Here is a 25,065-nt window from a genome sequence, read left to right as displayed (position 1 = left end):
CCCCCCCCCCCCCCCCGATATTGCGTTTGGGTTCGGTGGCAACAGCGTTGATGTTGTGATAACCATTAGACATCAGGTAAGTGATGTTAGTGATTAGATTACATTAAAAATCTTTTTTTGGTTTTTTAATGCAATCAAAGCACTTTCATTACTTACTAATGATTATTATTGTTTGGGTGATTATATCAAACGATTTTTATTAAAATCTAGTATTTTGTTAAAAAATGGAATGTGAAATAAGAAGCCAATGTTATGTATAAAAATCATGATGAATAAAGGATTTGGTTGATTTTGTTTGTTATAGCACACATGAATGCCAATGTACTTTTGGTAAAAACATACAAGGTGATGAAAGTGGTTGTAATGAGGTTGCGGTATTTTTAATATAACTATTTGTTTTGTATAAAAATTTTTTAATATATTTCTTTATGGTTTACGTGTAATATTAGTATTTATTTAAAAAATATAATATGTTTCTTTATTGTTTCTGTTCTGTATTTTTTTATAAAAAATAAAAATAATATTTTGTAAAAATGACATTTTATATGTTTGGTATTGATGGTGTTTGAGGATTGTTTTTTATTATTAATAAGTTTGTTATTTTTACTAAAAAATACCATATTTGACTTATTTTTTATTTTTCATTAATAATAAAAAGTGTCAGTTTTATTTTTTTTAAAAAGTTAATTAAAAATAATTGCCAACAGGAACTATAAAAATGATGTAAACTTCTCATCAGAATGTAGAGACAAATTGTAACTTATCCTGAAAAATCATGTTATATGTGGGTGTTTGGTAAGTGCATTTTTAAATCATTGCTAATTGCTACTGCTAAGGTCAATGGTATTGTAAATATTTGCCCCAAGCCTAGACAAAAAATGACAAGTTGTTGATTGTGTGGACATTCATTCTTATGTAGAAGTAAATATACCAAATTCATCTTAAAAGTGCCACAAATTTATTTTTGGTAGTAGGGGCAAATTGCAATTTGCTCCTACAATCCGTAGTATATTTTAAGTTCATTTGGCATATCATTCTTCAAAATTTGAGTTAGCTACCACGATGCAAACAACACCATTAAAATCGGAGAAATGATATTAGTAATAAATCCAAAGCTAATGATGGTGGGCATAAGAGCCATTCCTCCTGCTTGGGTGAGTGTGGGTAAAGTAAAATCAAGTCCTGTAACCCCACTTAGACCAATAGATGCTGATGGTGATAGACGCATGACGGCAGGGATAAAAATCAATGCCAAAATTTCACGCCCCAAATCATTAAGAAGTGCCACACTTCCCCAAACTGCTCCATAAGCATCTGTCATAATCGTGCCTGAGAGTGAATACCAACCAAAGCCAGATGCCAAAGCCAATCCTTGTGTGATTGTTACATCGTCAAATAATACCGCAAAAATCGCCCCACCTGCTAGGGTAAATAGTGTAAAAATGATGCTGATGTGTAGTCCTTGTTTGTTGAGTAGGGCTTGTTTTAGGCTAACTCCTGAATTTTTTAGGCAAATTCCTACCAAAAATAGTAATATCATCAGTAAAGCGGTGATGGTGTGTTCTGGTGGGGTTGGGTGTATGTATTTTGCAATGATAAATCCGACCGCCAAGCAAGTAAGTTGAACCAAACTGCCCTTAAAGGGAATGGGTTGGCGATGTGTGGTTTGGGCGTTGATGTGTTTGGCGGTCAGTTTGTCAAAAATCACCAATGGGATAAGCCCCACACCCAAAGTCAACGCCATGAGTGTGGCAAGGTATAGGGTGATATTGGAAAGTTCGTGATGTAGGTTTTGTACACCTCCTAGCTCTATGCCAATGATGATGAGTATGAGATATACAAGGTAGCCAAGCGATTTTTCGGCGAGTGTGTGCCATGTTTTGTGGTGTGGCAAGGCAAAACCTGCAAACATGGGGGCTAAGATGAGTGATAATGCCAAAATGCTTTGCATAAAATATTCCAGTTAGGAGGTACCAAGCACCAAGTCTTTGGCAAATTGGGATAACAAGTTGGCAAAGGTGTTGGGATTGAGATTTAGCTGAATACTCTTGGCTGGTGTATACACCGCAAAATCATCATCTTGACGATGTATGTGCCATGCAATGATGGCTTTGGTGTCGGCATTTAGATGGTGAAAATCAATTTTTTGTGCGTGGTGTTTTTCATCATCGGTCAGTATCACCATGCCTTTGTGAGCCAATGACAAATCATGTTCACTGTTCACAAAAAACACCAAATGATGTACCTCATCGGGCAATTCATGCAGGCGAACAGTGATGGTTTCTTGGGGGTGTAAACTTTCTTCAAAATTAACCGCCCCTCTTAGCGTGTCGCCTGTGTGGCGTATGCTGTGGTTAGTATTGCGTAGATTGCCATACCATATGACAGACAGAGCTTTTCCTGTGTTATCCAATGCCACGCAGGATAGGTCAATATCCATACTTTGTTGTTTGGCTTTAAAGGGGGTGAGTTTTTTTAAAATAGGCATTTTGCCAAGTAGGGCGTTGATGCCTGTTTTGTTAAGCTGTGTGTTGCCATAAGACAGTTTGATGAGTAAAGAATTGCCAGTAATATCAAGCTGATGTAGGGTGGTTGGTACCAAGAATTTTTCTAGGGGTGTACTCACGATGCTTGCCCCTCATCAAAATGGTCAAAGGCGTGTGCTAGGGCTTGTTCAATGGCGTTGAGGCGGTCTTGACAAACTTTGTAGGCTTGTATGGATTCATCAACAATTGCTACCAGATTGTCAATGTCAAGTTGGGGACTGTGCTCTAGGTGGTCGGCATTTGCCTTTAAGATGGCGTAGGCATCTTTAAAAGTGGTCGGTGTTGTCATGATTGTAATAAATGGGCTTGGTGTTCATAAATCTTTGCATAACCACAACACCCAACATCATTGGGTGGGCGTGGTTTTGTTGATGGTGGCTGACATTTTACCGTCAAAAAATTCTATGTCAATCTTTTGTTGTGGATTGATGGTGCCATAACTGACGATATTGTTGTTTTGGCGAACGATGGCATAGCCTTGGGCGAGCATACGTTTGGGATGAGATGAGAGTACCACACTTTGTAGATGGCGACAATGCTCACGCAGGGTGGTTAGGCGTGCAAGGACAGTTTTGTGCTGATGAGTGTGATGGCTTAGGGCGTGGCGAGCGTTTGACAGGCGAGCGTTGGCGTGGGTTTGGGTGCGGTATTGTTCACGTTGGCATTGGGCTTGGGCGGTGGCTAGGCGTTGTTTGCTTTGATATTTGATGGTGTTGATGGCAGTTTTAAAAAGGTATAATCGTTCTCTTAACTCTTTTTCAATTCCAAAAATCACTTTGGAGGGCGTGTCAAAACTGGTATGAGCCACCTCGTCCAAAATCACCCTGTCTCGCTCATGTCCAATCCCCACCCATACAGGCACAGGTTGCTCTGCCACAAGACAAGCAAGTTCATAATCATTTAGATATGCCAAGTCCCCCACCGCACCACCACCACGAATGATGACAAGTAAATCAGGCAAGGCGTGATATTCATCTTGGTGTTGTTTGATGGCAGTGGTGATGGTTTGGCGAAGTTCTTGGGGGGCGTGGTTGCCTTGAAAGGTGGCATGGTGATAATGAAATTCACACGCTTTAAACTGGCTTAGGCGATCAGCCTCCGCCCGAAAATCCCCAAGTCCAGCCCCATCTTTGGGAGCGATGACGATGATGTGCCTTAGGTCAAAGGCGATGGCTAAGGAACGGTTAAGATCGGTCAGTCCCTCGCCATGCAGGCGTGCAAGCATGGCGTGGTAGGCTTTGGCAATCTCGCCCAGCGTATAAGTAGGGTCAATGTCGGTGATGTTAAAGCTAAATCCATACTGAGCGTGAAAGGTGGCTGTGCCTTTGATGAGAATGCTAAGTCCTGTTTGTAGCGATTGTCCTGTGCTGTGCATGAATTTTTGGAGGATTTTGCCAGCATGATACCGCCACAATGTACCACGACAACTGGCGATGATTTGTCCTGTGTCGTCTTTTTGGGCAAGTTCAAAATAATAATGCCCGCCTTTGCTGTTGAGAGCTTGAATGTCGGCACGTACCCAAACTGGTTCATAAAACACTTGCCCGATAACGGCATGAACGCTTTGCAAATAATCGCTTAATGATAAGGTGGTCATGATGATAAAATAAAAACTATAACATAAATCGGCAGTTTGTCAAAATTTTTTCCAATTTCTACCAGCCATACATTGCCAAACCGATGTTTTTGGCGTAAGATAACAAAAATTTTTTTGAAAAAAACCGCCATGACTACCCTTACTCCCCATGATTTGACCCAATTTTGTGATGAATTTTTATCAGCCTCTGCCTTTAATGATTACTGCCCCAACGGATTACAAGTGGACGCTGATACACCCATCACCAAAATCATCACAGGCGTAACTGCTTGCCAAGCTTTGATAGACGAAGCTGTCCGCCAAAACGCCCAAGCCATCATGGTGCATCATGGCTATTTTTGGAAAGGTGAGCCTGCTCCCTTGACGCACATGAAGGGCAAACGCATTCGCACCTTGTTTCAAAACAATATCTCACTCATCGCCTATCATCTACCCCTAGATGCTCATGCTGATATTGGCAATAATGCTGTGCTTGCCAGAGAGTTGGGTCTTGATATTGTAGGTGCTTTGTATCCCTATGAAAAGTACCCTGTGGGTAATATAGCAACCACAACGCCCATTCGCGCCAAAGATTTTGCACTCAAAATCGCCACCACGCTTGGGCGTGAACCTTTGCACATCAGTACCAACCCTGAGCGTCTTTTAACTAAAATTGGCATTTGTACAGGTGGAGCACAGGACATGATAGAACAAGCCTATCACATGGGCTGTCAGGCGTTCATTTCTGGCGAGGCGTCCGAACGCACCACGCACATGGCACGAGAGTTGGGTGTAGATTATTTTGGGGCGGGACATCATGCCACCGAGAAAGGGGGGATTCGGGCATTGGGTGAGATTGTCGCTAAGCGGTTTGGTGTGGACGTGGTCTTTGTGGATATTGATAATCCTGTATGATGGTCAGTTTTGGTCAAGTAATTGATGGGTTTACAAAAAAATACTTGATTAATGGTGTAAATGGTTTATGCAGTTTAAGAGCATGACTGTATATTGTTGTTTTATGTAAAGAATTGTTTATTTTGACATTATATCTTTAATTTTATACCGTTTATCTGCATTTTACAAAATTCAATTTGCATACTCGTCATAAATCTAGGATATTATAGATGTATGGTATTTTTTTATAAAACTTACTATTTAGTCATCTCATCAATGAATTGTGAGTGAGTAATCTTATAAGCTATTTTCATCGTACATTGATTGGTTGTGCGGTGTTGTTTTTATGTAGTTGAGATAAAAACAAGGATACGATATGCGAGCAACCTACCCTAGAAATGTATATACAAAACCCGTTGATTGCCACAAAGAATATCATCATCATTTGCCAAACATGGTGTTTTACACTTCAAAGGAATTGCCCCAAGTTGAGGTATTGATTGATTCTCATTTACAACCATCAGAAACTGTTTTAAAAAATCAAACATCACGCACCACTTCGTTTAGTTTAAAATCTTTTAAAAAATCCTGTAAAAAGTACCTGCTTAATCTGGGCATTTTATCATTGGCAACCATTCCTGTAAGTAGTCTGATGGCAGTCAATATCACACCCATTACCAAATTTGACAACATCATCAACAAACAAGAAATGGTGGTGGCAACCACCACAAGCGATTCTACGTTATTTCAAGATGGCACGATTTTACATGGTTTTGGTTATGATGTTGCCAGACATTATGCCGAGCATTTGGGCGTTTCGTTGGAATTAAAAACTTTTGATAGTGAACAAGAGGCTCTACAAGCACTCAAAGATGGCGAAGTGGACATGGCGTTGAGTACGCTGACTCATGACGATGAATCGCTAGCAACCAGCCATATTGCTTGTGATAAACCAACCAAAGATAAGTTGGTGGGTTATGGGCTTGACGAAACGGTGGGTTTTACTTTTTTAAAGAGTGATGAAAAAATCCTCAAACACTCGTCTGATTTTTTGTGCCAACCAGAACAACTGGTTTATAATCAATCGGTTGCTAGATTTTATGACCAAACATTGCTAGAAAATGCGTATAGCGAAAAGCATTTTAAACGTGCTTTGGCTGAACAGTTGCCCATGTATAAACAAGCCTTTAAGGCAGGGGCAAAAAAGCATAATCATGACTGGCGATTGTTGGCGGTGGTTAGTTACCAAGAATCTCATCTAAACCCCAATGCGACTTCATTTACAGGCGTGCAAGGCTTGATGATGCTAACTAGTGAAACCGCCAAAGAGCTTGGGGTAACTGACCGTACCGACCCTGTCCAAAGCATTCAAGGTGGGGCAAAATACCTTGCTAAACTTGAAAAAATGTTTATGGACGTACCAGAATCTGAACGTATGTGGTTTGTGCTTGCGTCCTATAACATGGGACCCAATGCGGTAAAAAATATCCAAAAGGAGCTAGATGAGCAAGGTAAAGACGGCAATAATTGGTCGCAAGTTTATGCTTATTTGGCAAACAATGCTCATAACAACAGTAGGTATGTTCAGTGTATGCACTATGTAACGAATATTCGTACTTATCTAGAAGTGATTAAAGAAATGCAGGTTTGATGATGGTATAAAAGTGTGTTGGTTGGCTGACGGCTAATAAACCTATTTTTACCAATGTTTATACAAAAAATCCCCAACCATGACGATTGGGGATTTGTTTTGTGTGTTTAGATTTTGCACGCCCCGCCTGCACAGTCATCAAGCTCTCCTTGGGAATCGTCAGCACCGTCTCGGGTGTTGTGATAGTACAAGGTTTTGACACCGTATTTGTAGGCGGTTAGCAAATCTTGAATGAGTAATTTCATTGGTACTTTACCACCTTCAAATTTGGCAGGGTCGTAGTTGGTATTAGCAGAAATTGACTGGTCAATGAATTTTTGCATAAGTCCAACAAGTTTTAGATAATGGCTATTATCAGGGATTTGCCAAAGCAGTTCATATTCAAAGCGTAGACGCTCAATGTCGGGCACGACTTGTTTTAGGATACCATCTTTAGATTGTTTGATGGATACCAAGCCTCTTGGTGGTTCAATACCGTTGGTGGCATTGGCAATTTGGCTTGATGTTTCAGATGGCATAAGTGCTGATAGGGTGGAGTTGCGAAGTCCATGCGTTTTGATGTCATTACGCAATTTTTCCCAATCAAAATGTAATGGCTCATTACACACATCATCAAGGTCAGCTTTATAAGTATCAATCGGCAAAATGCCTTGAGCATAAGTTGTCTCACCAAAAGCAGGGCAAGCTCCTTTTTCTTTGGCAAGTTTGACCGACGCTTCTAAAAGATAATATTGGAATGCTTCAAAAGTGCGATGAGTTAGCCCAAGTGCCTTAGCGTCTGAGTAACGAGTGCCATTTTTAGCAAGATAATAAGCGTAGTTGATGACACCTACGCCTAAGGTACGGCGTTTCATGCTACCGTTTTTGGCAGAGATGACAGGGTAGTCCTGATAGTCAAGTAAAGCGTCCAAAGCACGCACAATCAGCTCGGCAGGCTCTTTCATGTCTTCTACTTTTTCAATTTTACCTAAGTTAATGGCAGACAGCGTGCAAAGGGCGATTTCGCCGTTTTCATCATTGATGTTATCTAGCGGTTTGGTGGGTAGGGCGATTTCCATGCACAAGTTGGATTGGCGAATGGGGGCGACTTTTGGGTCAAAGGGGCTATGGGTGTTGCAATGGTCTACGTTTTGGACATAGATACGCCCTGTGCTGGCACGCTCTTGGAGCATGAGACTAAACAGTTCACGGGCGGATACTTTGCGTTTGCGAATGCTTTCGTCATTTTCGTACATGATGTACAAACGTTCAAATTCATCTTGGTCAGCAAAAAACGCTTCATAAAGTCCCGCCACATCTGATGGTGAAAATAGTGTGATGTCTTTGTTTTGAATAAGGCGAGTGTAGAGCATTTTGTTGATTTGTACGCCATAATCCATGTGACGGACACGGTTATCCTCCACACCACGATTGTTTTTAAGGACGAGTAGATTTTCCACTTCCAAATGCCAAAGTGGATAAAACAAAGTCGCTGCCCCACCACGCACGCCACCTTGTGAGCACGATTTTACCGCTGCTTGGAACATTTTAAAAAAAGGAATGCACCCTGTGTGCTGTGCTTCGCCACCACGAATGGGCGAACCTAAGGCACGAATTGCTCCTGCATTCACGCCAATCCCAGCACGTTGAGAGACGTAACGAACAATAGCGGATGTGGTGGCATTGATACTGTCTAGGTTATCGCCACACTCAATCAGTACACACGAGCTAAACTGGCGAGTGGGCGTACGCACGCCTGACATGATGGGGGTGGGGAGCGAGATGTAAAATTGGCTTGTAGTATCATAAAAACGTTTGACGTAGTTGAGCCGTTCTGCCTTGTCATAATTAGCAAATAGACACATACCTACCAATATATATAAAAATTGGGGGCTTTCATAGACCTGCTTGGTTACACGGTCTTGTACCAGATATTTGCCCATCATCTGCTCAACGGCAGCATAGGCAAGGTTCATGTCTCGGTTGTGGTCAAGATAGTTGTTTAGCTCATCAAATTCGGCACGGTCATAATCAGCCAAAATGTGTGGGTCGTATTTGCCAGCGTCTGTGAGTTGTTTGACGTGGTCATATAAGTGTGGTGGCTCAAAATCGCCATAGGCAATTTTACGTAAATGAAAAATAGCAAGACGTGCAGATAGGTATTGATAATCAGGTTCGTCCGCACTGATAAGGTCGGCAGCAGCCTTGATGATGGTCTCATGAATGTCTTTGGTGGCAATACCATCATAAAACTGAATGTGTGATTTGAGTTCAACCTGTGAAACAGAGACATTGTCCAATCCTTCGGCTGCCCATGTGATGACTTTGTGGATTTTGTCTAGATTAATTGGTTCAAACGTGCCATTGCGTTTTTTTACTTTGATTTGGTCTATGTGTGTCATAAATAATCGCCCTTAATCGTATAAAAATTCCCTAAAATGAATGACTTAGGGAAAACCACTCGCCTAAAAATCAACCACTAAATATAGTGATGTATTTTTAAAGTAGCACAATATATCCTAAAAATTTTTAAAATACCAGCTTGTTTTTTTTGAAAAACTATGAATGACTTGGCAAATACTTTGGGTCTCGTTGGCAAGATAAGTACTGGTAAGGGCTAGCGGTTGTCAAGAGGGTTTGGGTTATTTTTTAATGATATTTTTAATGAATTTTTTAAAAGTTGATGATATTTTTAAATGGTTTAAAAGGGATAAAATAGGACATAAAAGGGGTGGTTTTTTTAGGGTTGATGTGGTTGTTTTTTGGTTAAAAAAAGACGAATTCAAAAATTCGTCTTTTGTATTTTGCTGTTAAACACTTGCCATAAGGCTGGCGTTGCCCCCTGATGCGGTGGCGTTGTGGCTTGTGCTGACTTCGTGGTATAAACGTGTCATGTCAAAGCCATGAGTTGCATCAACCACTCGGCGGATAGCACCGTCAAGACTTGCCAGTCGCTCTTTTTCGGTGGCGGGCGGTTTGGATAGGGCGATAATGATGGTGTTTTTGTCCACACCTTCTTGTTCCATAACTTCTAAGATGTCGCTCAGTTTGTCTGCATACATCGCCAATTCATGTTGTGGGGTGATGTGTGCCTTTGTGCCGTTGATGGCTAATATTGCCAATACGGGCAGGGCAACATCAAGCAAACCACCATATAATGCTACTGATTCTGGGGCGTGCCATGATAAGGTGTTGATTTCACCTGTGATACTGTCTAGGGTGATGCTTGCTTGATTGAGTGATGTTTCTTTGGCGGTTTGGATAATATCGTCAAGGTTAATATTGTTGGCATTTGCCACTTCTATCACGCCAGTTAGGTTGTCATAAAGTTTGGCAGGCGTGGTGTTTGTAGGTGTATTCCATGTATTAAGATGGCTTAGCCTTTGTAGGTAAAATGAACCACCTGCTTTTGGTCCTGTGCCTGACAAGCCATGCCCTCCAAATGGTTGCACACCCACAACCGCCCCCACAATATTGCGATTGATGTAGATATTGCCTGCTTGTATGTGGCTTGTGATGTGGTCTGTGGTGCCATCAATACGGCTGTGAATGCCATGAGTGAGTGCGTAGCCTTTTTTGTTGATACTGTCTATCAACTCATCAAGTTCGTGTGCTTTAAAACGTACCACATGCAGTACAGGTCCAAAAACTTCTTGGTGAAGTTCGGACAAATCTTTGAGTTCAAACAAAATGGGGGCGACAAATGTGCCATTTTCTCCATGCGTGATTGGTGCTTCGTGGTAGGGGTAGTTTTGTTTTAGGGTGTTGATGTGTGCCAGTAGGTTTGTTTGGGCTTCGTGGTCAATGACAGGTCCAATATCGGTGTGCAAAAAGTGAGGTTGTGAGATGACCAATTCGTCCATTGCTCCCTTAATCATGTTAATTAGGTGGTCAGCAATCTCTTCTTGCACGCACAAAATTCGTAATGCTGAGCAACGTTGCCCTGCCGAATCAAAGGCGGACATAAGTACATCGCTACATACTTGTTCGGGTAGGGCGGTTGAGTCCACAATCATGGCGTTCATGCCTCCTGTTTCAGCAATCAGCACAGGGTCATCATCTCGTTTGGCAAGTTGGGCGTTAATATGTTTGGCGACTTCGGTAGAACCTGTAAAAATCACCCCATTAATGCGTGTATCTGCTATCAAGGCACGACCCACATCGCCTGCTCCAAGCACCAGTTGCAATACATCAGTAGGAATGCCTACTTCATGTAGCCAAGATACTGCCAGATGGGCAATGATGGAGGTTTGTTCGGCAGGTTTGGCAATCACGGTGTTGCCTGCACATAGGGCAGAGACAACTTCTCCTGCAAAAATCGCCAAAGGAAAATTCCAAGGAGCAATTGCGACTACTGTGCCTATGGGTGTGTTGAGGTTTAGCCGTTCGCACTCGTCAGCATAATAACGACAAAAATCTATCGCTTCACGCACTTCGGCTATGGCGTTGGGTAGGGTCTTGCCTGCTTCACGCACGCACAACATCATCAGTAATGCCATGTGGCGTGGCTCTTCTAATAAATCAGCAAATGAGCGAATCATGTCAGCACGTTCGCTGGCACTGACCGTTTGCCAGTGTTCTTTGGCATTTAGGGCAACATCTACGACTTTGGGAATGGCATTAGGCTCAATAAATGCAACTTCTCCCACTATATCGGTGTGATTGGCAGGGTTTAACACAGGTAAAGCAGGCGTGTGGGGCGTATAATAATAAGTGAGTGATTCTATATCAAAATAAATATCACTTGCCATACTCATGTTGGTTTGAAGTTCCAAAAGGGTATGTTCGTCCGTCAAGTCTACGCCTTGTGAGTTTGCTCTTGTGGTATAAAGTTCTCTTGGGTTGGGTGTGAGTGGATTGGGGGTGATGTGGTTTATGTCAATGACATCTAGGGGAGACATGACAAGTTCGTCAATGCTGACCGTTTCATCAACAATGCGATTGACAAAAGATGAATTTGCACCATTTTCCAAAAGACGGCGAACCAAATAGGCAAGGAGTGTTTTGTGTGTGCCAACAGGGGCATAAATTCGCACACGACGCCCTAATTTTTTGCCAACCACCTGATCATAAAGTGTCTCGCCCATACCATGCAAGCATTGAAATTCGTATTCTAGTTCTTTGCCCATTTCATAAATGGTAGCAAGCGTTTGGGCGTTGTGTGTGGCAAACTGGGGGAAAATCACGTCTTGGGCGGACAGTAGTTTTTTGGCACACGCCAGATAAGCAATGTCTGTATGCAGTTTTTGGGTATAAACAGGGTAGTCGCTCATGCCATCTGCTTGGGCTTGTTTAATTTCGCTGTCCCAATATGCCCCTTTAACAAGACGAATCATGAGTTTTTGGTTGTAACGGCGTGCCAAATCAATGATGTAATCAATGACAAAAGGGCAACGTTTTTGGTAGGCTTGCACCACAAAACCAATACCCTTAAAACCTGCCAAATCAGAATCTGACACCAATTTTTTGAGCAAATCCAACGAGAGTTCTAGGCGGTAAGATTCTTCGGCATCAATGCTAATACCGATGTCATATTCTTTGGCTAGTAAAAATAAGGTTTTTAATTTGGGTAGTAATTCACTCATTACCCGATGATGTTGTGAGCGAGTGTATCGTGGGTGAATGGCAGATAATTTGACTGAAATGCCATTGCCATGATACACGCCACGCCCACGTGCGTCTTTACCGATGGCGTGAATGGCGTTGATGTAGTCTTGAAAATAACGCTCCGCATCATCAGCAGTCATGGCAGATTCGCCAAGCATATCAAAGCTAAAACGATAGCCCATTTTTTCACGGTCTTTGCCATGGGCTAGAGCTTCGTTGATGGTTTGTCCTGTGATGAATTGATTGCCAAGTAATTTTATCGCATAATTCATGCCCATGCGAATGAAAGGTTCTGCGCCTTTTTTGAGTATACGAGTTAGGGTAGATTCCATGTCTTTGTCGGGTATTTTGGTGAGTTTGCCTGTTAAAACCAATCCCCAAGCAGAAGCATTGACAAACAAAGAGGGGCTATGTCCTATGTGGCTTTGCCAGTCGCCGTGAGAGATTTTATCACGGATAAGTTTGTCACGAGTGGCATTGTCAGGAATTCGTAACAAAGCTTCGGCAAGACACATCAGAGCAATACCCTCTTCACTAGATAACGAAAACTCGTGCATGAGTGCGTCTACGCCTGATGATTTGCTACGCTCGGCACGCACTTGGGTGATGAGTGTGCGAGCCAGTGAATCAATGTCTTTTTGTTGAGCTTGGGTGAAATGAATGGTTTTGGCTAAATTTTGTACAGCAGTGATTTCGTCCAAACGATAGGCGGTGCTAATGGCATCTCTAAGCAGTTTTTTAGGTTCGGTAAAATGAAACATTGGTTGCCCCTGTTCAAATATCTGGTAAATATTGGTTGTTATAAATAAAAATTTGTATCAAAATAATAAGGGCATTTTTTTATTTTTCAAGAGTTCTGATTTATATAAAGTTGTATAATAAGACAAACTTCGTGTTGTATCTCCTTGTATTTCAAATAAAATATTAGTCGGATAACTCTTTTCTTTATAATAAAAAGGGAATGCTTTGATAATATGTGTGGCATTTTTGTACTTTGTATTAAAAACATCACCACAATATCCACCATGTGATTTTTTGGCTAGATTGATACAACTAATCATATATTTGTTATTGGTATTAACATCGGTTACAAATGAAAAATGTATGCCATGCCTTTTGGATTGAGTAGCTGGACTTTCTGGCGTAAAAATAACCTCTCTTACTTCTAGATTCTTAATCATATTATCTATAACTTCTTCGTTCACTTGCTTTAAATAAGCATAATTTCTAAGCTCAAGCCTTGGCAATGTTAAGGTAAGAATAACCAAGCCAGTACAAGCCAAAAATCTTAGCATTTTTCTGCCATAGGTACGGACATCATCATATTCTGTCCAGTCCATTAAAGTTTTTCCAGGTGCCCAAAATACTAAAGTGAATAGTATTGCAAAACACACACTAATCAAGAGATTAACTGAACGAGATTTTGCATATTGTAGATTATCCATATAATCAGATGGGTTTTCTATAAAATAATAAATATAAAAAACATTACAAGCGTAAATGATTGCAAAGGAAGTGAGTAGGATTAGGCAATAATAACGAAATTTCATCGGTCAACTATACACTTATTTACATAAAAAATCAATGTAATTTAAAATTTGGGGCTGTACTAGAATAACTCTCATGTTATACTAGTTTTATGAAGATAACCCATTGTAAACTAAGCAAAAAAGTACAGTTAAAACTACTTGAATTTTTTGTCGTAGAAGTAACAGCTAGAACAGCAAGTGATTTACTTGGTATTCAGCACAATTCATCTGCTTTATTCTACTACAAAATCTTAACTTGTGATAGAAAGAAGCCAAAGATCTTTTTGATGGTGAGATTTAAGCTTGATGAGAGCAACGAAGGCGGTATTTGCAAAGGCAAACAAGGGCGTGGTGCAGGTGGTAAAACAGCCGTTTTTGGTCTTTTAAAGCGTCATGGTAAAGTCTTTGTTGTTGTGGTTAAAGACACCAAAACTGACACCCTAATGCCAATCATTGCAAGCAAAATCAAACCTGATAGCATTGTCTATACTGACAGTTATAAAAGCTACAATGCCCTTGATGTGAGTGATTTTAAACATTTTAGAATTAATCATTCAAAAGAATTTGCCAAAGACCACAACCACGTGGGCGGTATTGAAAACTTCTGGTCGCAAGCCAAACACAAGTACCACCGACACTACAACGGCATTAACAAGAAACATTTTCATTTATTCATTAAAGACTGAGTTTAGATTTAACTATGGTACACCATCAAATCAACTTAAAATGCTGAGAAAATGGTGTGGAGTTTGGGCTAATCTGGTACAGCCCTTAACTTTAAAACAACACTGTGAGTAATTTATGCCCCACCACTCCGACACCATCCAAGACTGGCTTGTTTCTAATCGGCTTTATGAAGATAATTTGTTTTATTATGCCTTGATTATTTGCTTTTGGTTCTTTTGGGGGTTTGCTTTTCTTGGTTTTGAGCTAGAAGGATTTAGCTTACAACAAAATCTGTTCTTTAATTTTATCTTTTATCTATTTATCTGCACCATGATGGCATTGTGTTCTGTTTGGTTTAAGTTGTTTTTTGGCAAAACCCACACCGCCAAACGAGAACAAGAACTCAATGCTCATCTTAACGAACTAGACGATGAAGACAGACAAGAAGTCATAGACTATCTCACCCAAACAGGAGGGCTTGCGATGCGACCTGTTCAAAGATGGGCATTGGTGTTTTTAGGGTCATACTTTTTATTTGAAGTGTTTTTTATTTCGGCATGGGTCAAAGACATGGTATTGGTGTGGCAACCTGATTGGGTGATGGGGATTGTGGAATGGGTGAGAAATCATGTGATTATTCGACCATTGAATGTAGATGGTGCTATATTTAGCCTCAAACATGGTTGGGTCTATAAAGATTTTACAGATGATTATGAACTAATACACTCTACAGATGGAGAGACTATATTATTTTATCACTTTATCCGTGTATTTTTTTATATCCCTGTTTTGACTACATTTTCTATCTTATTATGGCGACCTTTACTTTGGTTGGGTGTTGGCAACATCAATCCTGAGCATATTGATGGATTTTCATCCTTTATCCGTGCTTGTGCATGGTCTATTGTGATGGGATTTTTCTTTTTTATGACTTGGTTTGGTCTTGTAATTATCATTGGGAAATTTTCTTTCAATGTCCAAAGTATTGTTCAATGGTTGTCTAACTTTTATTTAATGGTAGGTTTTTTCTTTTTTAATGCTATGGCAATCCGATTCTTTAGCGGCTGGATTGTATTTTGGAAACAAATCATTTTTAGAAATTAATCCATCAATCTTCGGAGTTTATTATGTCAAACCAAGACAATCAAAACGATTTTTCAACATTTATTGTAGAATACATTCTGCCACCAGTCTAAAAATAATACGATTGGCTACGGTACAATCAATTTTGATAAATTGAAAAATGGCGATTTTAATGAATTTTCAACACCTATGTCCCCAATGCGATGAAATTTGTAGCATCATTGCATCACACACTATGAAACCAAGAAAGTTAAGAATTTGATTAAACTATCCCAATCCAATCTATGAAGTCATTTTTTTAAAAAAATTTCTTTTAAATTAATTCGGTTATTAATTTTATGATTTATTATATTTTTATGCATATTAATTCCATATAACAAGTATAAAATTGATAACGACCCATTTAACAAAACCCAAGCATTTTGTCAAAAATGGGAAGAAGAACAAATTAAAAGTGGCAAAGACATTGTGTTTGTTATTCAACAGGGCAAAGCAAAAATCACTTTACCCAATAAGGATTATAAGACTGGTTATTACGATTTACAAGATGGGTGGTTGTGGCAATAACTTTATTCACGGCAGTACAAACAATGATTTTTTACAAGGTGGGGCAGACAGCGACATCATCTATGGCGGTGGGTTGGAAAAAAAGTTTTGATGGTAGAAAAAGCAGACAGAAAAAAGTATTTTTAGGTTTAAATTTTGGAATCAACATCATTTTTATGGTATTATAAAGAGAACAATATTTACAAATTGTTCAGTTATAAATGAAACTCTCTACCAAAAAAATTAGAAAAACTTCAAGGGTGTAATAAGATGTATCGCATTGATTTGGATGTACCATTAACATTGACATTGCCTTTAAAAAACATACTTTATTCAGATTACGCCACTCACTATATGCTGATGATGTGTGTGATATTGTGGTTGGGTTCGCAAACATTGGGCTTTGAGCTGGTTGGCTTTTCAAATCATCAAAATCTGTTGGTAAATTTTCTTTGGTATGTGTTGTTGGTTGTGTTGATTTTTTGTTGCCCAATGATTCATCGCTTTACCACAGAATTGCTTTTCCCAAAATCCTTCCTTGCCGCAAAAAATTTTATTGCCAATATCCGTGACGAGAGTATAAAATCAACTTTTGTAGAATATTATGAAGAATATGGTAAATTACCTCTTAACCATATCTACAACAACGCTTTAGCAATTTTGTTTTGCATTTGGCTGTTTGAGGTGTTTTTTGTTTATGCTTGGGTCAAAGGCGTGGGGGTGGAAAAAACTTTAATTTGGCAACCTGACTGGTTGCAAAAAGTGGGGGTGTGGATTAGCAATAATTCGCATATTGAACCTTTCTCACATCTTGATGAGCCAAAATTGTTTATATTTGGTAGTGCCTATGCCGAATACTCTGCATCAGAACTACTCCATAAACCCATCGCTAATGCGACATTTGTCTTGCATTTTTTTAGATTGTGTTTTCTTTTGCCAATTGGTGCCTGTTTGTCCATCGTCTTATGGCATTTTTTGTTTGCTTATGGGGCATCAGAGTTGGAGCATAAACAGAAAAAAGGAAGTGTTGGTGGTAAGATTTGGGTGGGGCTGGCAATGTTTGTAACACTCTTCGGCGGTTGTGCATTTCTATCTATATACGCTATAGATATGGGCGAATCCTCTATGTCACTTATAGACGCGTCTGAGGAATATTCATACTTTTGGATAGGAAGCATTGTTTTAAGTGTTTTTGCTTGGGGACACGCCTTTATTGGTTTAAAATTACTGTGCAATTTTTTTGTTTCTACTTTTTCTTTATTTTGTGATTTTATGAATCATTTTAGGAGCTAAACAATGAGCAATGAACAAGATTTCGGTAAGTTTGTCAAAGCTACCGTGGATGTTATCCGTGAAAAATTTTCCCAACGCTCGGTTGGTAGTGATAATTTTTCAGATGTGGATTTGACTTCTGATACTTATGTGCGTGATTTTTCATTAAGCAACATCCACAAATTAATGTATCAGATTGTGGGTGAGAGTATTATTCGTAGCCAGTTAGAAAATGGCACATTATCACCCACTTTACTAGATAAAATACCTCAAGATTATGAAAAAGCAATTTAAGCAGCCATTTATCGTAGAACATTGAGCGATATGGCAAGAGAATGGGATAAATTTACTAATGCAAACCTAAATAGTTTATCTCCAGAAGTGCAACAAAAGCTGTTAAACTATCGCCAAACCTTACAAAAAGGTATGGATGAAGCAGGTGATATTTTGTCTGATTATATAACAAGAAACCCGCATCTAAAAAAAGTATGGGAAGGTCAAGATAATGATAAAATTTTAAATCAATTGGTAAGTAGCATACATCCTGATTACAACACTTATGGTGGAAATTTAGCTTCCGTTCTAAACAAAGTCTTTTCTGGTGAATTATTTATTAAGCTAGTTTTGGATGATGTGGAAAACAGTGAAAAAGGTATGCAAAAAGCATTGGGTAATTGGTTGATTGTTTTGGAAGGATAGTAATACGCAAGCGTTATTTAAATCTTATTGTGGTACCAAAATCCAAGTACTAAATCAATTAATAACTACTGTCAGTTGCCAATCAAGATTCTAAATTATCAATAGCTACAAGGTATGCCATTAAACATTTGAATCCCTTTATTTTGACTGGTGATAGCATTGATTACACCAAACACAACCAAAACAACGAACTTAACCTATAAATGCCAAAGATGTAGGCGACAATAACAACTTCCTATTTGGTAGGCAAGGCAACGACACTCTAATCGGTGGCGAAGGCAACGACTACCTAGAAGGTCGCACAGGCTACGACACCTACCACATCAAAGACCACGACACCATTTTTGATTCTGATGATAAGGGTATGATTATGTTTAATGATAAAGCCCTACCAAAACCCTTTATCAAACAAACACACAATACAGGCATCTGGGAAGCCAAAGACAATCAAGGAAATATACTCTACACCGCTATCAAAAATAGGGATAATCCACTAAATTTTTCTATTGCGTTGCCTATCAATGATGAAGATGATTATAAATGTATTGCTTAACTATTTTATTTTTTTAAATCATCAGTAAGATAACAAAAAAACGTTTGTATATTGTGTTAGAATGGCAAACCTTAAACAAAAGTACAACAAAAAAATGAATAAAATATCACATCATCAATCACTATTAGAACATATACATAGCAATCCAGACAACCTAACAAAATTAGAAACCCTAGCCAATGAGGGTAATGCCGATGTTGCCTATATGCTAGGTTGGTGCTATTTTAAAGGTGAATACTTACCCAAAGACCTTACCAAAAGTATGGCTTGGCTAGAAAAAGCCAAAACATTGGGTGATGACAGAGCAGAAGAGCTGATGGTGTATTGTCGGTTTTTGCAGATAACGGAGTGGTCGAGAGATGGTAGAAGAAATTGAGGAAGCCGAAGAGATTGGCATTAAGGATAAGGTTATTGATTGCTTTGCATACCTGCTTGTACTATACGCCTTTGACGGTGTAGCCTTTGCGTTTAAAATAGGTGGCGATATTTGGGACACGGCGGTGATCGATGTTTTTGTCGGGTGATTTTAGCCCCCATTTTTTGGGATAAGCCGAAAAGTTGCTTTTCATGTCTTTGTGAATGAGTTCTTGTAAATCCATGCCTTGATGACGTAATGCTCGCACCACCACATCTGTACATACGCCTTTATGAATGGGGACGTCACCCATAGGATAGGTAAGCGAGGTGTAGGCAGGGTCGTAGCTTGTAGTTTTGCCAATTTGGGTACGTGCATCTTTGACAAGTTCGCTACCAGAGATGGCAAAAGCGTAGGTGCTGACTAGACCAAGTAATATTAATAAAATTCTCATCGTTTTTCCATAATATAAGGCGGTGTTTTAGCCCTAAACATATTGACCGATCAGTCCCAAACTGTCAGTGCGTGCATCAATGGCGGAGAGTAGGGCGTATGCTCCAATGAATTTGCGACTGATAAACATCATCTCTTTGGGTGGCAAGGTAAATTCTTTGGAAGTCATGCCATCTTTGGCACTCACCATCACACGGTTGTACAAATCTGAATTTGCCCAAATGTATCTGCCATCATCTAGCAATTTTTCATCAATCAGATGAGGCTTGGCAAAAGGTTCACATGCCATTAAAAATACCGTTGCCATGTCGTCTTTGGGTTTGCCATTTAGGTTATCAAAAAAATCATAGCCTGTCATGGCATTTTTCATCATTGTTTTATCTTGGTAAAACCCCGCCACAAGTAGATTGTTGGCAATGGTAAGCAGTTTTTTATCAAACTGTTTGATTGCCCCAAAGTCCAATAATACCAGTTTGTCGGTTTCCCCTTGTGTACCCAGTCGTACCAAATAATTGCCAAAATTTGGGTCAGTTTGCATTTCCCCCCATTCAAACAGTTCACGCATGACGATGTCAATGGCGGATTGTCCAAGTGCATTTTTGCGGTCTTGGGGCAGGTTTAAAATTTGTTCATCATTGAGTGATAACCCTGACTCAAAACTCATGCAAATCAGGCGGTCAGTAGAATAATTATCATAAATGGTCGGCACAACATAGCGGTCATCATTTGCCAAATAGGTGGCAAAGCGTTTGGTGGTGTCAGCCTCCATGCGATAATCCACTTCACGGTACAAAAGTTCACGAATTTCATCAAACCAATCATCTAAGGCACGAGTTTGTGGTAAAATGCCTGTTACTTTGAGTAATTTTTTAAAAACCGCCAAATCAGCATCAATCGCTCCTGCGACATTGGGATACTGAATTTTTAAAGCAACTGTACGCCCTGAAAATTTGTGGTATGCCTTATGTACTTGGGCGAGGCTTGCTGTGCCAATCGGTGTCTGCTCAATCTCAAAATCATCAATTCGCTCGCCAAGTTCATGTTTTAATGCCTCATAAATCACACTCCATGCAATCGGTGCGGTATCAGCATCTAAGGTATGTAAGGCAGATACGACTGCAGGGGGGAGCATATGCTCACCATATAAGGCAAGCATTTGACCGACTTTGACGACTGAACCTTTGAGTTTGCCAAGCTCTGCCACCAGATAATTGGCTTGCTCTTGCATAAAAGCATCTTTTTGGGTTTCTCGTTGTTCTTTGGATAAAAATAGTCCTGATAACCCAGTTTTTGCCCAGTTTTTGCCAATGGTGAGTGATGTTTTGGCAAGGGACAACTGACGGTCTAGTGGGGAAGTTTTTAGGGTGTTTAGGGGTTTGTCAGTCATTGTACTTGTATGAATAAAATTTGGGATATTATAGCAAAAATTTGCCACAAATTGGCAGAAACAAATCAGTAAATCAAACAAGTGTTACTAAATGCAGTTTTGGCTCAATTTATTTAACATAATCCTAATTTTTTTTTTTCAAAACCCAAACAAGATAGGGTGGGGTAAAGCGGTGCTTATGGCATATCTTAAATTTGATAAGTGTGTAAATATAACATGGTTGAACGTTGCTTGATCAATTGCTAATGATAAATTTGTCAAAGTATGCGTTTAAACGAATGGGCAAAAAAGATGATATAAAAAGACCAAATGAATGCCTATCATGTTTAAAGAACCATAAATATTTAGATGAATTGTAGGCATCATTGGATTTGTTAGCTTTTCATGGTGCATTATACGCCTGATTACTTGTGGTAATTATTGGATTTTGCCATGACACAAGCCAAAACCATGCTTAGATATTAATAAAATAAAAACCGACAATCATGGTCGGTTTTTATCTGATATAGAGCAAGGTGATTAACGCCCAATCGCCCGCCAGCCAATATCCCTGCGGTATTGCTTGCCGTCAAATTGCACCTGCTCACACACTGCCAGCGCCTTTGTTTGAGCGTCTTTGATACTCTCCCCAAGTGCGGTAACACAGACAATACGACCGCCACTCGTAATGATTTCGCCCTTGTCATTGACCGCCGTGCCTGCGTGAAAAATCTTGACATCATCAGTCTCACCAAGACCTGTAATGACATCGCCTTTATTAGAGCCTTGTGGGTAGTCCCTGCCAGCCAGCACAATGCCCAAAGCAGGGCGGTCGTCCCACTCTGCCACGCTTGGCAAATTGCCATCAAGCCCAAGCATAATCAAATCCACCAAAGATGATTTTAAACGCATCATAATCGGCTGGGTTTCAGGGTCGCCAAATCGGCAATTAAACTCAATGACCTTAGGGTTGCTATCCTTATCAATCATCAAACCAGCATACAAAAAGCCTGTATAAGGCGTGCCATTGTCCGCCATCGCCTGCACCACAGGGCGGATAATCTGGTTCATCACCTTTTGATGAACCTCGTCCGTTACCACAGGGGCAGGACTGTACGCCCCCATTCCACCTGTGTTATCGCCTTTATCGCCTTCAAAAATGCGTTTGTGGTCTTGACTGGTTGCCATCGGCAAAATGTTTTTGCCATCAATCATACAAATAAAGGACGCCTCCTCCCCTGCCAAAAACTCCTCAATGACGACACGAGAGCCTGCCTGCCCAAATTTATTACCAGAGAGCATATCATCAATAGCACCAAAGGCTTCCGCTTCATTCATCGCCACAATCACGCCTTTACCTGCTGCTAAGCCGTCCGCCTTAATGACAATGGGCGTACCCTGCTGTTTGACAAAGTCTTTGGCAGGGGCAACTTCGCTAAACACTTCATAAAAGGCGGTGGGAATGGCGTGTTTGACCATAAAATCTTTGGCAAAGGCTTTTGAACCTTCAAGCTGTGAGCAGTACTGGCTACACCCCCAAACCTTGATGTTCTCTTTTTGTAAATCGTCCACAATGCCAGCCACTAGGGGAGCTTCTGCACCCACCAACACAAATTCAATGCCGTTATTTTGGCAAAAGGTGGCAACAGCCTTATGGTCTTTGATGTCCAAAGCCACATTTTGTAGTTTTGGCTCGCTTTTTGTGCCTGCGTTGCCTGTGGCGACAAAGACGGTTTTAACTTTGTCATCTTGGGCAAGTTTGTATGCTAGGGCGTGTTCTCGTCCGCCAGTGCCTAATACTAAAAGGTTCATAGAGTTTCCTATTAAAATTAAGTTCTGCCGACTTGTAAAAATGCAAAAATAAAAAATCCCATAAAAACTTTAAGCATAAATACAATAAAAGCAACGAATGGAGATAGTCTTTCTCTTTTGTTGGTCTTATTATACAAAAGATAAATCAAAAAGTAAATAACAGACCAAATTAAAAAATAAGGAATGGAAATAATGGATACAAATAAAAATATATCAGAAATTTTTTCAAAAAATGGGAGTTCAGAACGAATACTTAATCCAAAAGATATTGGTTCAAGTAACGCAAAAAATAAAACAATCACATCAAGTATCAATAACGGAATAACTTCATTTTTAATAAATTCTTTAATGGAAATCATATTGTATCCTTATCTTAAAAAAAACATTAAGAAAATTTTTAATAAATTTATAATATACCCTAATTATAATCACACAAATCATTTGTAATAATATTGAAAATAATTATTTTTGCTAATTTTTAATTTCTTGAATATCCAATACATAATCATTATAAAACCAAATGCTATCATCTGATTCAACATAATTAACACACACCTTAGAATTTAAGGGAATGTTCGTAATGAAACGAAATTCTAGGATTTGATTATATTTTTGAATAAGGATATTGGGCTTATTTAAAATAAATCTATTAAAAAACTCAAAGTCATTTTTAATCAATATCCCACAAACTTGCTCGGTATTATCTTTAAAAATAGAACCAACCAAAGATTTACCAAAAATAACAAAAAATAAGAGTATTAAATAAGAGATGATTTTTATTTTACTTTGGCGCTGTGGTGTGCTTTTATCAAAATAATACAAAATAAGAGTAAGCACCATTAAAGGCAATGCAAAAATCAAATCCAAACTCATAATAATGCTGATTGCAGTAAGTGCAACAATCAAAGCAAAAAACTTTAACCAACCTTTTTTCTTTGGTAGTTTCATCTTAAATATCTAATATCAAATCACACTTAATTCAAAGCGTTTATCATCAAGTCCTGCCACTAATGTATCGCCTGTCTTTAATTGCCCAACCCCTTTTGGTGTGCCTGTAAAAATCAAATCCCCTGCTCTTAGTCCAAAATGGGCGTGCAAATAGTGCAATTGATAAGTAAAATTATACAACAGTTTATCGGTGCTGTCATTTTGACGGAGTTGCCCATTAACCGCTAAAGACAAATGATGAACGCTTGGCACGCCTGCCACAAAGGGCGATACCCACGCCGCATTTTTAAAGCCTTTGGCAAGTGTCCAAGGGTGTCCTTTTGCTTTTAACTGACTTTGAATGTCTCGTGCTGTCAAATCAAGCCCTACCGCATAGCCTGCAATATCGTCCAAAGTGGGTATTTTATGATCATCAATATCTGTGCCAATATATAAAACCAATTCTACTTCGTGATGAATGTCATTGGAAAACTTAGGTAAGGTTAATTGATTGGCAGTGGTTAAACTGGTGGTTGGTTTTAAAAATACCACAGGATTATCACTAGGCACATTATTTAATTCACTAATATGTTCAGCATAACTTCTGCCAATACAATAAATATTATTAACAGGCATTGGAGTGGTGTTTAAAAGAATAGTTTTCATTAGATATTATCCCAATTAAATAATGTCAATTTAAAAATAACAATTCTAAATTTTTTTCAATTATTCATTTTCTAAAACTTCCAAATCATCTTTGCAAATGGGGTGTATTTCTTCTTTGCAAAAATTGGGGTCAAGATGGCACAGAGTATTGGCAAGATTTTCTATTTGTTTGTCTTGTTTTTGGATATGTATCAACAGCGTGCTAATGCTACTGGCAACAGGGTCATTACTGTCTGGTTTTAAACCATAAGCATTAAACAAAGCTTGATTATTAAGGTTGGTATTGCTTTTTTGGTGGTTTTCTTTTTCTTTATCAATCATACGAGCGGCAGCCCCTACCATTGTGGCGTTGTTTGGTACGGGCTTGACAACGACGGCATTTGAGCCGATTTTGGCATTATCACCCACAGTAAATCCGCCCAAAATCTTTGCTCCAGCACCCACCACGACATTGTTGCCAAGCGTGGGGTGGCGTTTTGCTCCTTTTTCCCAAGATACGCCTCCCAAGGTAACACCGTGATACAAAGTAACATCATCACCAATTTCAGCTGTTTCACCAATCACCACACCCATGCCATGATCTATGAATAATCGTTTGCCAATTTTGGTGGCAGGGTGAATTTCAATGCCTGTTGCCACACGTGTGATGTGTGATAGCGTACGGGCAGTTACTTTATAATCTTTTTGCCAAAGTGTGTGAGATAGGCGATGTAAGGTACGAGCGTGCAAACCTGGATAGGCAAGCACAATTTCAAGACGATTTTTGGCAGCAGGGTCTTTTTGTAAAATGTTATCAATGTCGTCCATGATGTCGTTTTTTAGGGTAAGTAAGGTTTTTAGGGGGTTCATGATGTTTCCTTTTGATGTTTGGTTGGGATTTTTGAG

Annotated in this window: 22 protein-coding genes and 3 pseudogenes; 11 read left to right on the top strand and 14 right to left on the bottom strand. The window is 39.5% G+C overall.

Going from position 1 to position 25,065, the window contains the following annotated elements; genetic code table 11:
* Nucleotides 1-1,054 precede the first annotated feature (1,054 nt).
* The 4 genes from MOB01S_RS00805 to xseA are packed head-to-tail and all read right to left on the bottom strand — an operon-like array spanning nt 1,055 to nt 4,143.
* Nucleotides 1,055-1,951: a LysO family transporter gene (locus tag MOB01S_RS00805; RefSeq protein WP_066800148.1), complete on the bottom strand. Its 897-nt coding sequence runs from the start codon at nt 1,949-1,951 to the stop codon at nt 1,055-1,057.
* A 12-nt stretch (nt 1,952-1,963) separates the two neighbouring features.
* Nucleotides 1,964-2,626, bottom strand: a complete 663-nt coding sequence (locus tag MOB01S_RS00800; protein WP_066800145.1) for a TerD family protein — start codon at nt 2,624-2,626, stop codon at nt 1,964-1,966.
* Entirely contained in the window at nt 2,623-2,835 is a 213-nt protein-coding gene (gene xseB / locus MOB01S_RS00795; protein WP_066800141.1) for an exodeoxyribonuclease VII small subunit, read from the bottom strand. The genes MOB01S_RS00800 and xseB overlap by 4 nt, the downstream gene beginning before the upstream one ends.
* 57 nt (nt 2,836-2,892) lie before the next feature.
* Nucleotides 2,893-4,143, bottom strand: a complete 1,251-nt coding sequence (gene xseA, locus MOB01S_RS00790; RefSeq protein WP_066800138.1) for an exodeoxyribonuclease VII large subunit — start codon at nt 4,141-4,143, stop codon at nt 2,893-2,895.
* 129 nt (nt 4,144-4,272) lie between these two features.
* On the opposite strand from xseA, the gene MOB01S_RS00785 reads away from it, so the two are divergent.
* Together MOB01S_RS00785 and MOB01S_RS00780 are read left to right on the top strand one after the other, a co-directional pair.
* Complete coding sequence (locus tag MOB01S_RS00785) at nt 4,273-5,037, top strand: Nif3-like dinuclear metal center hexameric protein (RefSeq protein ID WP_066800135.1); 765 nt, start codon at nt 4,273-4,275, stop codon at nt 5,035-5,037.
* A gap of 355 nt (nt 5,038-5,392) precedes the next feature.
* Nucleotides 5,393-6,667: a transglycosylase SLT domain-containing protein gene (locus MOB01S_RS00780; RefSeq protein ID WP_066800132.1), complete on the top strand. Its 1,275-nt coding sequence runs from the start codon at nt 5,393-5,395 to the stop codon at nt 6,665-6,667.
* Nucleotides 6,668-6,774: 107 nt separating this feature from the next.
* Here the strand turns inward: MOB01S_RS00780 and nrdA are convergent, their stop codons facing one another.
* The 3 genes from nrdA to MOB01S_RS00765 form a co-directional block, all read right to left on the bottom strand.
* Complete coding sequence (gene nrdA / locus MOB01S_RS00775; RefSeq protein ID WP_066800130.1) at nt 6,775-9,048, bottom strand: class 1a ribonucleoside-diphosphate reductase subunit alpha; 2,274 nt, start codon at nt 9,046-9,048, stop codon at nt 6,775-6,777.
* 408 nt (nt 9,049-9,456) lie between these two features.
* The gene (putA, locus tag MOB01S_RS00770) at nt 9,457-13,014 is read right to left on the bottom strand and encodes a bifunctional proline dehydrogenase/L-glutamate gamma-semialdehyde dehydrogenase PutA (protein ID WP_066800127.1); all 3,558 of its coding nucleotides are present in this window, start codon (nt 13,012-13,014) and stop codon (nt 9,457-9,459) included.
* A gap of 57 nt (nt 13,015-13,071) precedes the next feature.
* On the bottom strand, nt 13,072-13,803 hold the full coding sequence (locus tag MOB01S_RS00765) for a hypothetical protein (protein WP_157073853.1): 732 nt from the start codon (nt 13,801-13,803) through the stop codon (nt 13,072-13,074).
* An 89-nt stretch (nt 13,804-13,892) separates the two neighbouring features.
* On the opposite strand from MOB01S_RS00765, the pseudogene MOB01S_RS00760 reads away from it, so the two are divergent.
* The 9 genes and pseudogenes from MOB01S_RS00760 to MOB01S_RS00730 all read left to right on the top strand — a co-directional run bounded on the left by MOB01S_RS00760 (nt 13,893) and on the right by MOB01S_RS00730 (nt 18,977).
* A pseudogene (locus MOB01S_RS00760) lies at nt 13,893-14,580 on the top strand (IS1595 family transposase).
* Nucleotides 14,581-14,583: 3 nt separating this feature from the next.
* Nucleotides 14,584-15,552 (top strand): hypothetical protein, encoded by a 969-nt coding sequence (locus MOB01S_RS00755; protein WP_066800121.1) that lies wholly within the window; start codon nt 14,584-14,586, stop codon nt 15,550-15,552.
* Between the two features lie 526 nt (nt 15,553-16,078).
* Nucleotides 16,079-16,189 carry a hypothetical protein gene (locus MOB01S_RS12525; RefSeq protein WP_169798102.1) on the top strand — a complete coding sequence of 37 codons (111 nt, stop codon included), beginning with the start codon at nt 16,079-16,081 and terminating at the stop codon, nt 16,187-16,189.
* A gap of 380 nt (nt 16,190-16,569) precedes the next feature.
* Entirely contained in the window at nt 16,570-17,370 is an 801-nt protein-coding gene (locus MOB01S_RS00750; protein WP_157073852.1) for a hypothetical protein, read from the top strand.
* A 3-nt stretch (nt 17,371-17,373) separates the two neighbouring features.
* A complete protein-coding gene (locus MOB01S_RS00745) occupies nt 17,374-17,643 on the top strand; it encodes a hypothetical protein (RefSeq protein WP_066800115.1) in 270 nt (89 codons plus the stop codon).
* Between the two features lie 30 nt (nt 17,644-17,673).
* On the top strand, nt 17,674-18,048 hold the full coding sequence (locus MOB01S_RS00740) for a hypothetical protein (RefSeq protein ID WP_066800112.1): 375 nt from the start codon (nt 17,674-17,676) through the stop codon (nt 18,046-18,048).
* Nucleotides 18,049-18,247: 199 nt separating this feature from the next.
* Nucleotides 18,248-18,352, top strand: a pseudogene (locus MOB01S_RS12925) (hypothetical protein); the annotation flags it as partial.
* A 60-nt stretch (nt 18,353-18,412) separates the two neighbouring features.
* A complete protein-coding gene (locus MOB01S_RS12745) occupies nt 18,413-18,601 on the top strand; it encodes a hypothetical protein (RefSeq protein WP_245639968.1) in 189 nt (62 codons plus the stop codon).
* 94 nt (nt 18,602-18,695) lie between these two features.
* A complete protein-coding gene (locus tag MOB01S_RS00730) occupies nt 18,696-18,977 on the top strand; it encodes an SEL1-like repeat protein (protein WP_169798101.1) in 282 nt (93 codons plus the stop codon).
* A gap of 73 nt (nt 18,978-19,050) precedes the next feature.
* Here the strand turns inward: MOB01S_RS00730 and MOB01S_RS00725 are convergent.
* From MOB01S_RS00725 to cysE, 7 genes and pseudogenes are all read right to left on the bottom strand, one after another.
* Nucleotides 19,051-19,410: pseudogene (locus tag MOB01S_RS00725) on the bottom strand (DUF1287 domain-containing protein); the annotation flags it as partial.
* A 33-nt stretch (nt 19,411-19,443) separates the two neighbouring features.
* Complete coding sequence (locus tag MOB01S_RS00720) at nt 19,444-20,796, bottom strand: ABC1 kinase family protein (protein WP_066800099.1); 1,353 nt, start codon at nt 20,794-20,796, stop codon at nt 19,444-19,446.
* 519 nt (nt 20,797-21,315) lie between these two features.
* Nucleotides 21,316-22,587 (bottom strand): phosphoribosylamine--glycine ligase, encoded by a 1,272-nt coding sequence (purD, locus tag MOB01S_RS00715; protein WP_066800097.1) that lies wholly within the window; start codon nt 22,585-22,587, stop codon nt 21,316-21,318.
* Nucleotides 22,588-22,604: 17 nt separating this feature from the next.
* Nucleotides 22,605-22,946, bottom strand: coding sequence for a hypothetical protein (locus tag MOB01S_RS00710; RefSeq protein ID WP_066800094.1), 342 nt, complete (start codon nt 22,944-22,946; stop codon nt 22,605-22,607).
* A gap of 112 nt (nt 22,947-23,058) precedes the next feature.
* The gene (locus MOB01S_RS00705; protein WP_066800092.1) at nt 23,059-23,535 is read right to left on the bottom strand and encodes a hypothetical protein; all 477 of its coding nucleotides are present in this window, start codon (nt 23,533-23,535) and stop codon (nt 23,059-23,061) included.
* A gap of 15 nt (nt 23,536-23,550) precedes the next feature.
* Nucleotides 23,551-24,180: a fumarylacetoacetate hydrolase family protein gene (locus tag MOB01S_RS00700; RefSeq protein WP_066800090.1), complete on the bottom strand. Its 630-nt coding sequence runs from the start codon at nt 24,178-24,180 to the stop codon at nt 23,551-23,553.
* A 60-nt stretch (nt 24,181-24,240) separates the two neighbouring features.
* Nucleotides 24,241-25,029 (bottom strand): serine O-acetyltransferase, encoded by a 789-nt coding sequence (cysE, locus tag MOB01S_RS00695; RefSeq protein ID WP_066800087.1) that lies wholly within the window; start codon nt 25,027-25,029, stop codon nt 24,241-24,243.
* Nucleotides 25,030-25,065 lie beyond the last annotated feature (36 nt).

The sequence above is a fragment of the Moraxella oblonga NBRC 102422 genome, assembly GCF_001598275.1.
GTDB lineage: Bacteria > Pseudomonadota > Gammaproteobacteria > Pseudomonadales > Moraxellaceae > Moraxella > Moraxella oblonga.
This window is presented reverse-complemented; position numbering and strand designations above follow the sequence as displayed.

Coding starts and splice junctions, on each gene's coding strand:
- MOB01S_RS00780 (WP_066800132.1), top strand. CDS start 5,393: ATGCGAGCAACCTACCCTAGAAATGTATATACAAAACCCGTTGATTGC.
- MOB01S_RS12745 (WP_245639968.1), top strand. CDS start 18,413: ATGATTATGTTTAATGATAAAGCCCTACCAAAACCCTTTATCAAACAA.
- MOB01S_RS00710 (WP_066800094.1), bottom strand. CDS start 22,946: ATGATTTCCATTAAAGAATTTATTAAAAATGAAGTTATTCCGTTATTG.
- MOB01S_RS00745 (WP_066800115.1), top strand. CDS start 17,374: ATGAGCAATGAACAAGATTTCGGTAAGTTTGTCAAAGCTACCGTGGAT.
- MOB01S_RS00750 (WP_157073852.1), top strand. CDS start 16,570: ATGATTCATCGCTTTACCACAGAATTGCTTTTCCCAAAATCCTTCCTT.
- MOB01S_RS00805 (WP_066800148.1), bottom strand. CDS start 1,951: ATGCAAAGCATTTTGGCATTATCACTCATCTTAGCCCCCATGTTTGCA.
- purD (WP_066800097.1), bottom strand. CDS start 22,587: ATGAACCTTTTAGTATTAGGCACTGGCGGACGAGAACACGCCCTAGCA.
- MOB01S_RS00730 (WP_169798101.1), top strand. CDS start 18,696: ATGAATAAAATATCACATCATCAATCACTATTAGAACATATACATAGC.
- xseB (WP_066800141.1), bottom strand. CDS start 2,835: ATGACAACACCGACCACTTTTAAAGATGCCTACGCCATCTTAAAGGCA.
- MOB01S_RS00755 (WP_066800121.1), top strand. CDS start 14,584: ATGCCCCACCACTCCGACACCATCCAAGACTGGCTTGTTTCTAATCGG.
- MOB01S_RS00740 (WP_066800112.1), top strand. CDS start 17,674: ATGGCAAGAGAATGGGATAAATTTACTAATGCAAACCTAAATAGTTTA.
- putA (WP_066800127.1), bottom strand. CDS start 13,014: ATGTTTCATTTTACCGAACCTAAAAAACTGCTTAGAGATGCCATTAGC.
- cysE (WP_066800087.1), bottom strand. CDS start 25,029: ATGAACCCCCTAAAAACCTTACTTACCCTAAAAAACGACATCATGGAC.
- MOB01S_RS00785 (WP_066800135.1), top strand. CDS start 4,273: ATGACTACCCTTACTCCCCATGATTTGACCCAATTTTGTGATGAATTT.
- MOB01S_RS12525 (WP_169798102.1), top strand. CDS start 16,079: ATGGGTGGTTGTGGCAATAACTTTATTCACGGCAGTACAAACAATGAT.
- MOB01S_RS00705 (WP_066800092.1), bottom strand. CDS start 23,535: ATGAAACTACCAAAGAAAAAAGGTTGGTTAAAGTTTTTTGCTTTGATT.
- MOB01S_RS00765 (WP_157073853.1), bottom strand. CDS start 13,803: ATGAAATTTCGTTATTATTGCCTAATCCTACTCACTTCCTTTGCAATC.
- nrdA (WP_066800130.1), bottom strand. CDS start 9,048: ATGACACACATAGACCAAATCAAAGTAAAAAAACGCAATGGCACGTTT.
- xseA (WP_066800138.1), bottom strand. CDS start 4,143: ATGACCACCTTATCATTAAGCGATTATTTGCAAAGCGTTCATGCCGTT.
- MOB01S_RS00720 (WP_066800099.1), bottom strand. CDS start 20,796: ATGACTGACAAACCCCTAAACACCCTAAAAACTTCCCCACTAGACCGT.
- MOB01S_RS00700 (WP_066800090.1), bottom strand. CDS start 24,180: ATGAAAACTATTCTTTTAAACACCACTCCAATGCCTGTTAATAATATT.